The sequence below is a fragment of the Streptomyces niphimycinicus genome (assembly GCF_018883605.1).
GTDB lineage: Bacteria > Actinomycetota > Actinomycetes > Streptomycetales > Streptomycetaceae > Streptomyces > Streptomyces niphimycinicus.
This window is the reverse complement of sequence record NZ_JAHLEM010000038.1, coordinates 49,042-63,759: the sequence shown is the minus strand read 5'-3', so window position 1 is coordinate 63,759 and position 14,718 is coordinate 49,042. Positions and strand designations below refer to the sequence as shown.

Genomic DNA, 14,718 nt, shown 5'->3' with positions numbered 1-14,718 from the left:
GTCAGTGCCCTGAGCTGTCCGGGAAGGCCCTCATGAGCGATCTGCACCGTCCTGCGCACCCCGTCCGCCTGGTCACCGCTTCGGCGCTGTTCGACGGGCATGACGCGTCGATCAACATCATGCGACGGATCTTCCAGTCCCAGGGCGCGGAGGTGATCCACCTCGGTCACAACCGGTCGGTGCGGGAGGTGGTGGACGCGGCGCTGGAGGAGGACGCACACGGTGTCGCGGTCTCGTCCTACCAGGGCGGTCACGTGGAGTACTTCGAGTACCTGGTGGAGTCGCTGCGCGCGCAGGGAGCCGAGCACGTCCGTGTGGTGGGCGGTGGCGGCGGCGTCATCGTGCCCGAGGAGATCGGCCGGCTGCGCGAGCGCGGAGTGACCATCTTCTCCCCGGAGGACGGGCAGCGGATGGGCCTCGCCGGGATGGTCAACTCGGTGATGAAGGACTGCGACTTCGACCTCTGGGACGGCAGGCCGGCCGAGACCGCCGCCGTACTCGCCGGTGACCGGTTCGCGGTCGCCCGCGCCATCACCGGCGCCGAACTCGGCAAGCTGCCCCCGGACTTCCTGGACCAGCTCCGTACCGCCGCGGCGGCACGGATCACACCGGTGCTCGGCATCACCGGAACCGGCGGCTCGGGCAAATCCTCGCTCACCGATGAGTTGGTGCGCCGGTTCCGCGTCGACCAGCAGGACAAGCTGCGGATCGCGGTGATCGCGGTCGACCCGACCCGCCGCCGTGGTGGCGGTGCGCTGCTCGGTGACCGGATCCGGATGAACTCCCTGGACGGGCACCGGGTGTTCTTCCGGAGCCTGGCCACCCGCAACAGCCGCGAGCTGCCGGAGCACCTGGCGGACGTGATCGACGTGGTGAAGGCCGCCGGGTTCGACCTGGTGATCGTGGAGACGCCGGGCATCGGCCAGGGCGACGCGGCGATCGTGCCGTTCGTCGACACCTCGATGTATGTGATGACACCCGAGTTCGGCGCCGCCTCGCAGCTCGAGAAGATCGACATGCTCGACTTCGCCGACGTCGTGGCGATCAACAAGTTCGAGCGGCGCGGCGCCAAGGACGCGCTGCGCGACGTGGGCCGCCAACTGGTGCGCAACCGCGAGGCGTTCGGCATGCGGCCCGAGGACATGCCGGTGTACGGCTCCTCGGCGGCCACGTTCAACGACGACGGCGTCACCGCGCTGTACCAGCACCTGAAGGGCACCCTGGCCGAGAAGGGGCTGCCGCTGTCCGAGGGCAGGCTGGCGCCCGTCGACGTGCGCCACTCCTCCGGCATCCGGCAGGTGGTTCCCGCCGAGCGGGTGCGCTACCTCGCCGAGATCGGCGAGCTGGTCCGCGGCTACCACGCCGAGACCGACCGGCTGGCCGAGTCGGCCCGGCGGGTGCAGCGCCTGGAGGCGGTCGAGGGCGAACTCGTCCAGGCCGGCTCCGACGCCGGGAATGTGCGCTCGCTGCTCGAGGACGCCCGCCGGAAACTCCCGCACGAGGTCGCGGAACAGCTCGGCAACTGGCCCGCCGTCGTGGCCTCCTACTCCGGCGACGTGCAGATCGTGAAGATACGGGACCGGGAGATCCGCACCACGCTCACCCGCGAGTCCCTGTCCGGCAACAAGATCCCCCGGGTCGCCCTGCCCCGCTTCACCGACCACGGGGAACTGGTGCGGTTCTGGCGCCGGGAGAACCTGCCCGGCCACTTCCCGTTCACCGCCGGGGTGTTCCCCTTCAAGCGCGACGGCGAGGACCCGGCGCGGATGTTCGCGGGGGAGGGCGACCCGTTCCGCACCAACCGGCGCTTCAAGCTGCTGTCCGAGGGCCAGCCGGCCACCCGGCTGTCCACCGCCTTCGACTCCGTCACCCTCTACGGCCGGGACCCGGACGAGCGCCCCGACAACTACGGCAAGGTCGGCACCTCCGGAGTGTCGGTGGCGACCCTGGAGGACATGAAGACGCTCTTCGACGGCTTCGACCTGGTGGCGCCGACCACCTCGGTCTCCATGACGATCAACGGACCGGCCCCGGCCATCCTGGCGTTCTTCCTCAACACCACGATCGACCAGCAGATCGAGAGGTTCCGTACCGCCGAGGGCCGCGACCCGTCGTCCGAGGAGACGGCCGAACTGCGCGCTCATGCGCTGGGAAGCGTGCGCGGCACGGTGCAGGCCGACATCCTCAAGGAGGACCAGGGCCAGAACACCTGCCTGTTCTCCACCGAGTTCTCGCTGCGGATGATGGCGGACATCCAGGAGTGGTTCATCGCCAACAAGGTCCGCAACTTCTACTCGGTGTCCATCTCCGGCTATCACATCGCCGAAGCCGGTGCGAATCCCATCAGCCAGCTCGCCTTCACCCTGGCCAACGGCTTCACCTATGTCGAGGCGTACCTCGCCCGGGGCATGCACATCGACGACTTCTCCCCGAACCTGTCGTTCTTCTTCTCCAACGGCATGGACCCCGAGTACTCCGTCCTCGGCCGGGTCGCCCGCCGCATCTGGGCCGTGGCGATGAAGGAGAAGTACGGCGCGAACGAGCGCAGCCAGAAGCTGAAGTACCACGTCCAGACCTCCGGCCGCTCGCTGCACGCCCAGGAGATGGACTTCAACGACATCCGCACCACCCTTCAGGCGCTCATCGCGATCTACGACAACTGCAACAGCCTGCACACCAACGCCTACGACGAGGCGGTCACCACCCCCACCGAGGACTCGGTCCGCCGGGCCCTCGCCATCCAGCTCATCATCAACCGCGAGTGGGGGCTGGCGATGAACGAGAACCCCCTCCAGGGGTCCTTCATCATCGACGAGCTGACCGACCTGGTGGAGGCGGCCGTCCTCGAGGAGTTCGAGCGGATCAGCGAGCGCGGCGGCGTGCTCGGCGCGATGGAGACCGGCTACCAGCGCGGCCGGATCCAGGACGAGTCGATGCTGTACGAGCAGCGCAAACACGACGGCACCCTGCCGATCATCGGCGTCAACACCTTCCGCAACCCGCACGCGGACACCGCCGAGCCCGAGGCCATCGAACTGGCCCGCGCCACCGAGGAGGAGAAGCAGTCCCAGTTGGCGCGGGTGCGGGACTTCCAGGGCCGCCACCACGAGACGGCCCACGCCGCGCTGGACGCCCTCAAGGACGCGGCGGTGAGCGACCGCAACGTCTTCGCCGTCCTCATGGACGCCGCCCGGGTCTGCTCGTTGCAGCAGATCACCGACGCGTTCTTCGAGGTCGGCGGCCAGTACCGCCGCAACGTCTGACCGGCCCGGCGTACCTCCTGCGGCACCCCCGGCACACCCCCGGCACACCCCCCAACTCATCGGAGCGAACCTCAGATGGATCCCGTCACCCGTCTCGGCGTCGTCGGCTGCGGCCTCATGGGCTCCGGCGTCGCCGAAGTCGCCGCCCGCCACGGCATCGATGTCCGTGTCGCCGAAGCCACCCCGGACGCCGCCGAGGCGGGCCGCCGTCGTCTGACCGCCTCCCTCGACCGGGGCATACGGCGTGGCAAGCTCAGCGAGGAGCAGCGCGACCAGGCCCTCGCCCGGCTTTCCTTCACCCACGATCTCGGTGACCTTTCCGACCGCCAGTTCGTCATCGAGGCCGTCGCCGAGAACCGCGACATCAAGACCGACGTCCTGCGCGCCCTGGACAAGGTCGTGGCGGACCCGGCGGCGATCCTGGCCACCAACACCTCCTCGATTCCCATCGTCGACCTGGCGGTGGCCACGGAACGGCCCGCCCAGGTCATCGGCATGCACTTCTTCAACCCCGTGCCCGTGCAACAGCTCGTCGAGGTCATCCCCGCGCTCACCAGCAGCCAGGAGACCGTGCGGCGCACCCACGACATCGCCGAGCAGCTCGGCAAGCAGGCCATCCAGGCACCCGACCGCTCCGGCTTCGTCGTCAACGCCCTCCTGGTGCCCTACCTGCTCAGCGCGGTGCGCATGGTGGAATCGGGCGCCGCCCGTCCGGATGACATCGACCAGGGCATGGAACTCGGTTGCGCCCACCCCATGGGACCGCTCCGCCTGCTCGACCTCATCGGCCTGGAGACCATCCAGGCGGTGGCCGAGTCGATGTACGAGGAGTTCAAGGAGCCCCTGTACGCACCGCCCGCCCTGCTGCGCCGCATGGTCGCGGCAGGCCATCTCGGCCGTAAGAGCGGACGTGGCTTCTACACCTACGATTCCTGAGAGCCACCCCGTGGCCCTGAAAAGCTTGGCCCCCCGATGCGATTGACTGGGATCCGCAACGACGGAACGACGCGGACTTCATGGGGGCCACGCGGTGAAAAGCAACGACACTCCACGCATACCGGACGCGGCGTGGCTGGAACAGCGGCTGGGCGAAGGCTCGCTCTGGCGACCGGACGAGGCCGGTCTGCCGGTTGAGCTGACCGATGCCCAGTCGAGGGAGTTCCTGCTCACGGTCGGTTTTCCCGCCGTCCGTCTCGACGTCGTACGGATCGACACACGGCATGTGCGGGACGAGGGCGGGCTGGAACCGTTCGACGCCGACGAGATCTACGGAAACCGCTACCCCGACGACGACTCCCCGCCCAAGAACTTCTGCTTCACCGTGGCCACGCGGTACGACCAGCACCTGATGCTCGAAGCGGCGGACGGTGGCATCACCCACTACGACCCCAACGGATGGGACCACGCAGACGGCTGGCAGGGACCGGCCGCCGATTCCCTGCCCCGGCTGGCCGTCCTTCTCGGGCTGATCGCCGAATCGGGCAGGGCCCTGGAATCGGCCGACGAGGCCGTACGGGCGGCCGCCGTCACCGATCTGCGGGAGCGCATGATCGACCTGGACTCGGATGTGGACGAATCCGGGTTCTGGGGCGAGGTCTTCGAGGGTCTGGGCTAGGAGCGGGTCCGGTCGGTCAGGCGGTCGGCTCGGACCTGGCACCGGCGGTGCGTCCGGTGCCCGTGGGGTTGCCGTTGTGCCGCATGCTGTGGAGGCTGAGGCCGAAGCGGCCATCAGCCGGTCGAGGACGGTCCGGCCCGCTGCCTCGGCCCGGCCCGACACCAGGATGGAGTACGCCCTGTGATCCCCACCGATCTCTACCCCGCCGACCGTCTGGAGCGCGCCCGGGAGGCCGCCGCCGGTGCCGGTCTGGACGCGCTGCTGATCAGTCCCGGCGCCGACCTGCGCTATCTGACGGGTTACCACGCCCTGCCCCTGGAGCGGCTCACCTGCCTCGTGCTCCCCGTGGACGCCGAACCCTTCCTCCTGGTACCGGAGTTGGAACGGCCCGCCGCGCTCGCGTCCCCGGCCGGGAATCTCGCCATCGAGATCACCGGCTGGGCCGAGACCGAGGACCCGTATGCCCTCATCGCGGCCCGGCTTCCCACCGGGATGGCCCGGGTCGGCGTCGACAACCACATGTGGGCCGAGAAGACGATCGCCTTCCGCGCCGTGCTGCCCGACACCGACCAGGCACTCGCCGGAGAGGTGCTCGGCCGGCTGCGGATCCGCAAGACCCGGGCCGAGATCGAGGCGCTGCGCCGGGCGGGGGCGGCCATCGACCGGGTGCACGCCCGCATGGGCGAGTGGCTGCGCGCCGGGCGCACCGAACGCGAGGTCGGCCGGGATATCGCGGAGGCCATCACGGCCGAAGGCCATGTACGGACCGACTTCGTCATCGTCGGCTCCGGACCCCACGGCGCCAGTCCCCACCATGAGCTGTCGGACCGGGTGATCCTGCCCGGCGACCCCGTGGTGGTCGACATCGGCGGGACCACCGAAGACGGCTACTGCTCCGACTCCACCCGCGACTACGTCGTCGGCGAGCCGCCGGCGGAGTACCGACGGCTGTACGAGGTGCTGCTGACCGCCCAGCGCGCCCAGACCGACGCGGTGCGGCCCGGTATCACCGCCGAACAACTGGACGCGATCGGCCGGGACATCATCACGGACGCGGGCTTCGGGCCGAACTTCATCCACCGCACCGGCCACGGCATCGGACTGGAAACCCACGAGGATCCCTACATCGTGGCGGGCTCCACCCTCCCCCTGGAGCCCGGCATGGCCTTCTCCGTCGAGCCGGGCATCTACCTACCCGACCGGTTCGGAGCCCGCATCGAGGACATCGTCATCTGCACCGACGACGGCGGCGAACGCCTCAACCGCACCAGCCGTGAGCTGGTGGTACTGCCGTGACCGTCCTGCTGGGTGCGGGTCAGCCGTAGTCGGGGAGGGTGAGGGCGCTGTGCGCGGCGTTCGCAGATCGACGGAGTACACACCTTCATCGCGCATACGATGCGCGATGACCCGCGGGGGTTGTCGCCGATCTGGGCTGCCGGCACGTCACGTCACGGCGTCGGCAAGCATGAAGGCGGCCACGGCCAGCAGGACCACCGCGAAAATGCGCTGGAGGCGGGGCCCGGAGACCTTCGCGGCCATGCGCTTGCCGTCCCAGGCGCCCAGGATCGCGGTTCCGATGAACGGGCCGATCACCGCCCAGTCGAGCGAGGCGGCGGCGCCGGAGCGAGTGGCCAGGGAAGCCAGTGAGTTGGCCGTGATGACCAGCAGGCTGGTGCCGACTGCGGCCTCCATCTCGAAGGCCAGGACGGTGACCAGGGCGGGGACGGCGAGAAAGCCGCCGCCCACACCGAGTAGTCCGGTCAGTGTGCCCAGGCCGGCCCCGGCTCCCGCTGCCCTGCCCGGCCGTATGTCGCCGCTCCCGGAGCGGGCGGTGTCAACGGGCCGGAGCATTTTGACGGCGGAGAGGATGGCTGTAGCGGCGAAGGCGGTGGTGAGGACGGCTTGGGGCACGTGGGCGGCGGCGGCTCCGGCGGCAGCCGCCGGAAGAATCCCGGCGGCTGCGAACGCCGCCCCGGCCTTCCACCGCACCCGCCCGGCCCGGGCGTGCGCGTACAGGGCGGTCAGGGACGTGGCGGTGATGATGATCAGGCCGGCGGTGGTGGCCGCGGCAGGGGTGAAGCCGAGCAGGTAGATCAGCGCGGGCACCGCCAGGACGCTGCCGCCACCGCCGAGGGCGCCGAGCATCAGGCCGACGACGGCCCCTGCGATCAGGGCCAGGAGCAGGGCGGTCACCCTATTCGCCGACTCTGTCCGCTGTCGCCGGCCACCGGCGGCCCGGTCCCGGTGACGCGGGAGTGGACCTGTTCGGGGCCGAGGCGGCAAGGGCCGTGGCGGGAGAGGAACATCGCATGCCTTCTGTGCGGGTGGAGCAAGGGATTCAAGACCGGGTGACACTCAGGCCCGCGTCGGCGGCGGCCTCGAAGCCGTCATCGATGGCGATGACCTTTCGTCCGGTCGCGTCCAGGAGGGAAACGGCGATCGCCGCGCGCATCCCGCCGGCGCAGTGCACCCACACCGTGCCGTCCGGCACCTCGCCGACCCGGCCGTGCAACTCGTGGAGCGGAATGTGTACGGAGCCCTCGATGAAGCCGTTCGCACGTTCGGAATCCCGGCGCACATCCAGCACCACCACGTCCTCGCCGCGCTCGTGTGCACCGGCGAGGTCGACGAAGCCGGCGCGGGCGAAGGAGGCGAGCTCCTCCCCCTCACGGACCCAGGTGGCCGGATCTCCGGTGGCGGCGGCGGCCGGGCGGTCGATGCCGACCCGGGTCAGCTCCCGCTGTGCGTCGGCGATCCGCGCCGGGGTGTCGGCGAGCAGGGTGACCGGCTTGCCCCACGGGATCAGCCAGGCCAGATAGGTGGCCGGCTTGCCGGTGCCCTCGAAGTTGAACGATCCGGCCACATGGCCTTCGGCGAAGGCGACCCGGCTGCGCAGGTCCACGACCCACTCACCCGCCGCCAGCCGTTCGGCGATCTGTACGGCGTCGGCGGGCTCGGGCGGACTCAGGTCGACGGGCGCGGGGCCGGCGGCGTTGGCCGGGCCCATGTGCGTGTAGTAGGCGGGCACGTCTTCCAGCCCGGCCAGGACCCGCTTCACGAAGGTGTCCACATCCAGGGTGAAAGCGTCGTTGCCGGTACGTTCTTTGCCGATCGTGCTCGCATCGCCCTCGGCTTGGGAGGAGGAGCAGAAGCTGCCGAAGCCGTGCGTGGGCAGCACCGGCACCTCGTTGTCCAGCGATGCCGCCAGCCGGTGGACGGAGGCGTGCTGCGCGCGGGCCAGGTGCTCGGTCAGCCGAGGGTCCACCAGGTCCGGACGCCCCACGGTGCCGATCAGCAGCGAGCCGCCGGTGAAGACGGCCACCGCGCGTCCGTCCTCCTCCAGCGCGTAGGAGGTGTGGTGCGGGGTGTGGCCCGGGGTGGCTATGGCACGCAGCACCAGGTGCTCGTCCACCTCGGACGTGTCGCCGTCCGTGACGGGAGTGCGGGGGAAGGAGACGTTGGCGTCGGCCGGGACCAGGTAGCGGGCGCCGGTGAGGCGGGCCAGTTCCAGCCCGCCGGAGACGTAGTCGTTGTGCACGTGTGTCTCCGCCACGTAGGCGATGCGCACCCCTCGCCGGGCGGCGGTGGCGATCATCTGGTCGACGTCCCGCGGCGGATCGATCACGACCGCCGCTCTCGGACCGCCGGCCAGGTAACTACGGTTGCCCAGCCCCTCGAACTCCAGGGTGTCGACAAAAAACACGGTGTGACTCCTTTCCCGGTAGGGAATTTCCCGAAGGGTGCGAGGCGGGACGGGCTACCCGGCCGGCCTCATGCTGGGTGATGTGTGCGGCGGTTATCCGCCGGTTCTGCTTTCGTCAGTCCTCACGTACCGCGGCTTTGGCGCGATCGCCGTTGTTCGCCGCGTCCTCGCGGTCAGGGAGGGTGACCGGCAGCCCTGCCGCTTCCCATGCCTCAAGACCGCCCGCCACGCTGTAGACGGAGGACCGGCCTGCGCGGATCGCCTGCGCGCCACCTTGCACGCTGCGTGTGCCCGTGCGGCAGACGAAGGCGAGTGGGCCGGCAGGCAGATCTGACAGCGAGGCCGGCAATGTGCTCAGCGCGACATGGACGGCGCCGGCCGGATGACGCGCCGCCCATTCATCGTCTTCGCGGACATCGACCAGCGTGAGTTCCCCGTCCACGGCGCGGTGACGCGCCTCGACAGGAGACAGGTCAGCGGGCGTGTGTCCGTGTCCGGAGCTCAGGCCCTGCGTGGGCAGGACCGTCCGGATCGCCTCGTAGTTCGAGGCATGGACGACGGCTAGCTGCTGTCCCATCATCGGGCAGACGCTCATCGCCTCTTCCCAGTGAGCGGTGGATTCCCATTCCGCCACGTTGACGAGAGAGAATGTGCTCCCCGGAACGATCGTGCGGAACATGTACGTCCGAATGAAACCGGGCTGAGCGGCCATCACTTCCGCGGCGTCCTGCCATGCGGCGAGATAAGAGATCTCCTTCTCCTCTTCGATCTCGATCGGAATGATCACGACATGGCGATTTTCCATCTGCTGCTTCCTCGGGTATTTCGACTACCGGCGTGCTGCTGGAGCCAGAGGTGTTCCCGGCGAATGCGGGAACACGACCGAGTCCGAGCGGCACCGGCTATCGGTTGTGAGCCAGAACCTTCTGGACGCAGCCTGCGCGCATGTTTCCGGAGGCGGCGAATATCCTTGCTGAACTGGCAAACCAGGGCGCGTGCGCGGTCTACGAGGCCGGGCAGGTATGCAGTGTCTCCCGCGCCCGGGATGGTCGCCCCCGCGGTCTCGGGCCGCGCCAGACCGGCGTGCTCGAGGGAGGCGAACGCGTCATGGGAGCCGCCCGCCACCGGCTCCTGGTCGGTGGCGGGCGGCTCCCACGACGCTGCCCAGCTATCCCCCTGTTCCCCCTATCCCGCTACCCCGCGGCGCCGAGGCGCACCCGCACCGCGGTGGTGCCCAGGCGGGGGATGTCCACGAGGATGCCGTCGCCGTCGAGCGTGGCGGGGCCGTCGGGGTCGCCGAGATAGGTGGCGCGCTCGGCGCCCGCGACCGGGAAGCCGCACCTGAGGCGGACCGTGCGCGGCTCCGTGACGAAGGACTGGAGCCTCACCAGCAGGTCGACGCCGTCGTCACCCGGCACCGGGGCCACGTCGCGGACCGCGACGCGCGTGTCGTCCACGGAGAGCAGCGCGCGTTCGGCCGGGCGGTCCGTGTCGGGGGCACCATGCGCCGCCACGCCGATCAGCGGGTGGTCGACCTCGTAGGCGGTGCGCAGCGCCAGGGCGTCGGCGTCGATGCTCTCGCCGTCGCGGCGCACGCCCACCGCGTAGCGGAAGGTGGTGTGGAACGCCTGCTGGGACGGGAAGTTGGTGTCCCAGAGGTTGTTGTGCACCCAGGAGTAGACCGTGCCGGGCCGGCGCGGTGCGGTCGAGTCGGGGAAGGGCGCGTAGGGCAGGGCGATGGTCTCCGGCTCGACCAGCGGCGCGTCCCGGGTGATCCAGGCGACGGGGCCGCCGTCGTCCGCCAGGGAGACGAACGACCGCACGGCACGCATGTGCTGGGGCGCGCCGGGCACATGGGCGAGGCCGGTGCCGGTCAGGGCCCCGGTGATCTCGTAGTGCACCGTGGGCCGCGTCAGCGCGAAGGGGAACGCGAGGTAGGCGCTCTCCTTCGTCATGGTGGCGGGTTTGTCGAAGCGGTTGTCGATCACCAGGTGGGCGTCGTCACGGCCGAGGCTGAGCGTGGTGCGGGCCCGGCGGACGCCGTCGGCCGCGTACTCGTAGGTGAGGCGCCGGCCGAGGGCGTCGTCGACGCGTTCGAGAAGTACGGCGGGGCGGGCCAGGGTCCGGGAGCCGAGGAGTTCCAGCTCCTCGCTCACGGTGGTCTTGTTGGCCTGGTGGTTGTAGCCGCCCGCGGTGGTGTAGGTGTCGTAGGTGTAGCCGTTGAAGCCGACGACGGCGTCCTGGTCGACGAGTTCGCGGCCGGTGGCCTTTTCGACGAGGCTCGCCACACAGGCCGTGGTCAGGTCGACGCGGACGCGCAGATGGTCGTTCTCCAGGATCAGGTCGTCGGCGGTGGGCAGCGGGACGGCGCGGTTCCCGCGCTTCTCGCCCTCCTCGCCCTCCTCGCCCCCGTCCAGGCGCAGCGCGGCGGGGGAGGCCACCGCCTTGCCGCCGTCCGTGCCGGTCACCGTCACATCCAGCCGTACGAGGCCGAACGGCGGCACATCGGGCACCTGGATGTGCAGCCACCGCCCGGCGTCCCGGTGGACCGGGTTGGTCTGCGCCTCCTGGACCAGCGGCAGTTCCGCACCGGTGCGGCCGTCGGCCACCGACACCGTGCTGCTGAGCGGGACCCGGCTCTCGCGCAGGAACACCGTCACGACCGAGGTGCGGGCCGCCGCCGTGGTGTTGACGGCCCAGTACGTCACATCGGCGCCGGCCGCGGTGGGCAGCAGGGCGCCGAGTGCGGCCGAGGCGTGGTCGAGGAAGGTGTCTGCGTCGTTGTCGCCGTGCAGCGCGTACCCGTACTTCCAGTGCCACTGCTGCTCGCCCGACTCGCCGCCCGCGTCACCGTGGGTCCACGGGTCGGAGGCGCCCCAGGTGTGCTCGTTGAACAGGGACACCGACCGGTACACCTGGTCGGCGCCGCCGCGGGCGGCCGCGGCCAGGTCGGCGGTGGGCGCCGTGGGGGAGGCCAGGGCGGCCATGCCGTAGAGGGTGGTGGCGTCGGTGACGGTGGACTGGGCGCGGCGCACCATGGCCTGGGGCCGGGCGCCCGAGCCGACGCCCTCGACCCACCAGTCGCCCCAGTCGCCCTCGAAGGCGGGGATGGCGTCGCCGAGCCGGGCCTCGGCGTCGGTGAAGAAGTCGGTGTTGGTGGACAGCCGCAGCCTGGGGCTGTCCCATGTCTCGTTCCAGCGGCGCACGGTCTCGGCGAGGATCAGCCGCGGCGGCGCGTTGTCCCCGAAGTGGCCCTGCACCCTCAGATGCAGCACATCCCACGGATAGGGCTCGCGCTCGCCCGGCGCGGGGGACGGTGAGCCGAGGAGCTCGGGCGGTATCGGGTAGGGGTTGGTCGCCAGCGACGTCAGATAGGCGGGCAGCAGGTCGTCCACCATGGCGTAGGAGGTGTCGAAGCCCAGCACCGGCCCTTCCATATAGGCCAGGCCGTGGGGGCTGTCGGTCATCCACACCAGCACCTCCTTGCCGGACGGGGCGCGCCACCGGAACAGGCGCGGCAGCCGTGCCCCGCCGTTGGTGGTGGGCACCGAGCGCCCGGCCCAGTTGTGCGCCACCGACAGATAGCGCACACCCAGCGGGGACAGGGCGTCCGGCAGCCCGGCGACGGAGCCGGGCACATCGGTCTGCATGGCCGAGTGGAAATCGATCCCGTAGGTGTCCCTCACCCGGTGGGCCAGCCGCAGCAGCTCGTGCAGTTCGTCGGTGGAGCAGGTGTCGCTGTGGAGGTTGTACGGCATGGCGGTCAGCTCGATCTGGCCGGCCCGGACCCGCTCGACGAACTCCGCGACCCGCTCCGGCGGCCGGACGGCGGCCCACTGCTCGAACGACCACAGCGACTCCACGGCCCACCGGAACCTGGCGTCATCCGGCCAGCCGTCGGTGGTACGGGTCAGATCGAGGCAGGAGTCGAGGAAGGCGACGTGTTCGCCGAGGACGGTGCCCTGGGGATCGGTGTAGCCGATGTCCAGATGCGAGTGGTGGACCAGGTGGATCGTCCAGTCCCGCGGCGGTTCCAGCGCGAAGGCGAGCACCGCCGACACGTCGCCGTTGCGGGCCTGGATCCGTACGTCGCGGCGGTCGGTCTCCAGCGGGAGCATCAGGCGTGGCCCGCCGGGCGCGGGCAGCACCTCGACGGGCACCCGGCCACGGCCGGCGACCTCCACCTCGAAGGTCCAGTCGCCGGTGTCGGGCGTGTCACCGGAGACGAGGATGCGCACGCCGCGCCGGGCGCCGGTGTCATCGCGGCGTACGAGGTGTTCCGGCAGGGCCCGCAGTTCCATGCCGCCGGCCCGCGCGGTGGCGGCGACGGCCAGGCCGATCATGCTCGTCCGGGCCTTGTCGGTGGACCAGCGGCGGTCGCGTACGAGGGCGCGCGTCGTCATATGTCTTCTCTCCCAGGGTGGTTCGGTTCAGGCCGTGAGCCGCAGGCTGTTGACGAAGAAGCGCTGGAACACGAAGAAGAGGATCACGGTCGGCAGCGACGCCAGGAGCGCGCCGGCGAGCACGACGGGCGGCCCCACCGTGGAGTAGTTGCCGCCGAGGTCGGCCAGTGTGGCCGTCACCGGCCGCACATTCGGGCTGAGCGACAGGGTGATGCCGAACAGCAGATCGTTCCAGATCCAGGTGAACTGGAAGATGAACGCGGCCAGCAGCGCGTTCCTGGCCAGCGGCAGATGGATCCGCAGGAACATCGACGGCCAGTTCACGCCGTCGAGCTGGGCCGCCTCGGAGATCTCCCTTGGCACGGTGAGCATGAAGTTGCGGTTGATGAAGAACGCGAAGGGGATGGTCAGCGCCACGTAGATCAGCAGCATGCCGTACTGGGTGTCGTAGAGGCCGGTGGCGGCGTACCCGGTGAACAGCGGGGACAGAAACGTCTGGAGGGGCAGCACGGTGCCGGTGAAGATGAACCAGAACCAGAATCCGGGCCGCCGCACCGGCATCACGGTGACGGCGAACGAGGCGAGTGCCGCGATCAGCACCGCCACCGCCGCGCCGATCACCGCGTACAGCAGCGTGTTGAGCAGCCCCCGCCCGACGTCGGCGCTCTCGAACGCGGCCCGGATGTTGGCGAACAGCCCCGGGGAGGCGAACCACCACCGTGGCGATCCGGTGTACTGCTCGGCCGGGGTGAAGGCGTTGACGACGACCAGCCAGGTCGGCACCAGCCACAGCACGGAGACCAGGGTGACCAGGACGCCGCGCGCCGTTTTGCCGGTCATACGCCCTCCCCGGACCGCTGCCGCACCTGTTGCCGCAGGTAGAGCCAGGAGGCGGCGATGACGACGACGGTAAGGACGACGGAGACGGCCGCCCCGTAGCCGTACCGGTTGAGGGTGAAGGTCTGCCGGTACATCGTCAGCGCGAGCGTTTCGGAGGTCGTTCCGGGGCCGCCCTGGGTGAGCAGCCACACGATGTCGAAGGTCTTGAGGCTGTTGACGATGGACATGCCCACCACCACGACGGTCATCGGCCGCAGTTGCGGCACGATCACGCGCAGGAAGAGCTGGAGGCCCTGCGCGCCGTCGAGCCGGGCTGCCTCGATGGTCTCCGTGGGAATGGTCTGGAGCCCGATCAGGAACAGGATCAGCGAGGCCCCGGTCGCCTGCCACGTCGTCGCCAGGATCATGACGAAGGTGTTCATCGGCCAGTGCAGCAGCCACTCCTGCTGCCAGCCGCCGAGCCCCACCGCGGCCAGCGTCTGGTTGACCGCTCCGTCGCTCCTCAGCAGGAACGTCCACAGCAGCGCCGTGGCCGAGCCGGAGAGCGCGTACGGGATGATCACGGCGGTGCGGGCCACCGCGCCCCAGCGCATCGAGTGGGTCAGTACCGCGAGAAGCAGCCCCAGCAGCACGGGAAGGACCAGCGTGCCCACCACCCAGAGCAGGGTGTTCAGCAGTGACTGGCCGAAGTCGGGGTCGGTGAACAGCGCGGTGTAGTTGGACAGGCCGACGAAGCGGGCGGTGATGCCGTTGTCGTCGAAGAGGCTGCGCCATGCGGTGACCAGGAAGGGCACGACCAGGAGCAGCAGGACCGCGCCACGGCGGGGGCGAGGAACGCGCCCACCCAGGCGGTGGCGCGGAAGCGGGCGGAGGGCGGATCGGGCACAAGTGGCT

At 70.3% G+C, this 14,718-nt stretch carries 10 protein-coding genes; 4 read left to right on the top strand and 6 right to left on the bottom strand.

The window, feature by feature from the left end; all coding sequences use genetic code 11:
- Positions 1-32 precede the first annotated feature (32 nt).
- The 4 genes from icmF to KN815_RS04870 all read left to right on the top strand — a co-directional run bounded on the left by icmF (position 33) and on the right by KN815_RS04870 (position 6,174).
- Positions 33-3,263, top strand: a complete 3,231-nt coding sequence (gene icmF, locus KN815_RS04885; protein WP_216340492.1) for a fused isobutyryl-CoA mutase/GTPase IcmF — start codon at positions 33-35, stop codon at positions 3,261-3,263.
- Between the two features lie 75 nt (positions 3,264-3,338).
- Positions 3,339-4,199: a 3-hydroxybutyryl-CoA dehydrogenase gene (locus KN815_RS04880; protein ID WP_216340491.1), complete on the top strand. Its 861-nt coding sequence runs from the start codon at positions 3,339-3,341 to the stop codon at positions 4,197-4,199.
- A 94-nt stretch (positions 4,200-4,293) separates the two neighbouring features.
- Positions 4,294-4,878 (top strand): SUKH-4 family immunity protein, encoded by a 585-nt coding sequence (locus KN815_RS04875; protein WP_216340490.1) that lies wholly within the window; start codon positions 4,294-4,296, stop codon positions 4,876-4,878.
- 180 nt (positions 4,879-5,058) lie between these two features.
- Complete coding sequence (locus KN815_RS04870) at positions 5,059-6,174, top strand: M24 family metallopeptidase (protein WP_216340489.1); 1,116 nt, start codon at positions 5,059-5,061, stop codon at positions 6,172-6,174.
- A gap of 147 nt (positions 6,175-6,321) precedes the next feature.
- Here KN815_RS04870 and KN815_RS04865 read toward each other — a convergent pair whose 3' ends face one another.
- The 6 genes from KN815_RS04865 to KN815_RS04840 all read right to left on the bottom strand — a co-directional run bounded on the left by KN815_RS04865 (position 6,322) and on the right by KN815_RS04840 (position 14,618).
- Positions 6,322-7,071 carry a sulfite exporter TauE/SafE family protein gene (locus KN815_RS04865; protein ID WP_216340488.1) on the bottom strand — a complete coding sequence of 250 codons (750 nt, stop codon included), beginning with the start codon at positions 7,069-7,071 and terminating at the stop codon, positions 6,322-6,324.
- A gap of 145 nt (positions 7,072-7,216) precedes the next feature.
- Entirely contained in the window at positions 7,217-8,581 is a 1,365-nt protein-coding gene (locus tag KN815_RS04860; protein ID WP_216340487.1) for an MBL fold metallo-hydrolase, read from the bottom strand.
- 115 nt (positions 8,582-8,696) lie between these two features.
- On the bottom strand, positions 8,697-9,386 hold the full coding sequence (locus tag KN815_RS04855; protein ID WP_216340486.1) for a rhodanese-like domain-containing protein: 690 nt from the start codon (positions 9,384-9,386) through the stop codon (positions 8,697-8,699).
- A 388-nt stretch (positions 9,387-9,774) separates the two neighbouring features.
- Positions 9,775-12,984, bottom strand: coding sequence for a glycoside hydrolase family 38 N-terminal domain-containing protein (locus KN815_RS04850; RefSeq protein ID WP_216340485.1), 3,210 nt, complete (start codon positions 12,982-12,984; stop codon positions 9,775-9,777).
- 27 nt (positions 12,985-13,011) lie between these two features.
- The gene (locus KN815_RS04845; RefSeq protein ID WP_216340484.1) at positions 13,012-13,824 is read right to left on the bottom strand and encodes a carbohydrate ABC transporter permease; all 813 of its coding nucleotides are present in this window, start codon (positions 13,822-13,824) and stop codon (positions 13,012-13,014) included.
- A complete protein-coding gene (locus KN815_RS04840) occupies positions 13,821-14,618 on the bottom strand; it encodes a carbohydrate ABC transporter permease (protein ID WP_253208764.1) in 798 nt (265 codons plus the stop codon). Before KN815_RS04840 ends, KN815_RS04845 begins: the two co-directional genes overlap by 4 nt.
- Positions 14,619-14,718 lie beyond the last annotated feature (100 nt).

What these genes read in the sequence shown, in the direction of transcription:
- icmF (WP_216340492.1), top strand. Translation starts at nt 33, where the DNA reads ATGAGCGATCTGCACCGTCCTGCGCACCCCGTCCGCCTGGTCACCGCT.
- KN815_RS04880 (WP_216340491.1), top strand. Translation starts at nt 3,339, where the DNA reads ATGGATCCCGTCACCCGTCTCGGCGTCGTCGGCTGCGGCCTCATGGGC.
- KN815_RS04855 (WP_216340486.1), bottom strand. Translation starts at nt 9,386, where the DNA reads ATGGAAAATCGCCATGTCGTGATCATTCCGATCGAGATCGAAGAGGAG.
- KN815_RS04850 (WP_216340485.1), bottom strand. Translation starts at nt 12,984, where the DNA reads ATGACGACGCGCGCCCTCGTACGCGACCGCCGCTGGTCCACCGACAAG.
- KN815_RS04845 (WP_216340484.1), bottom strand. Translation starts at nt 13,824, where the DNA reads ATGACCGGCAAAACGGCGCGCGGCGTCCTGGTCACCCTGGTCTCCGTG.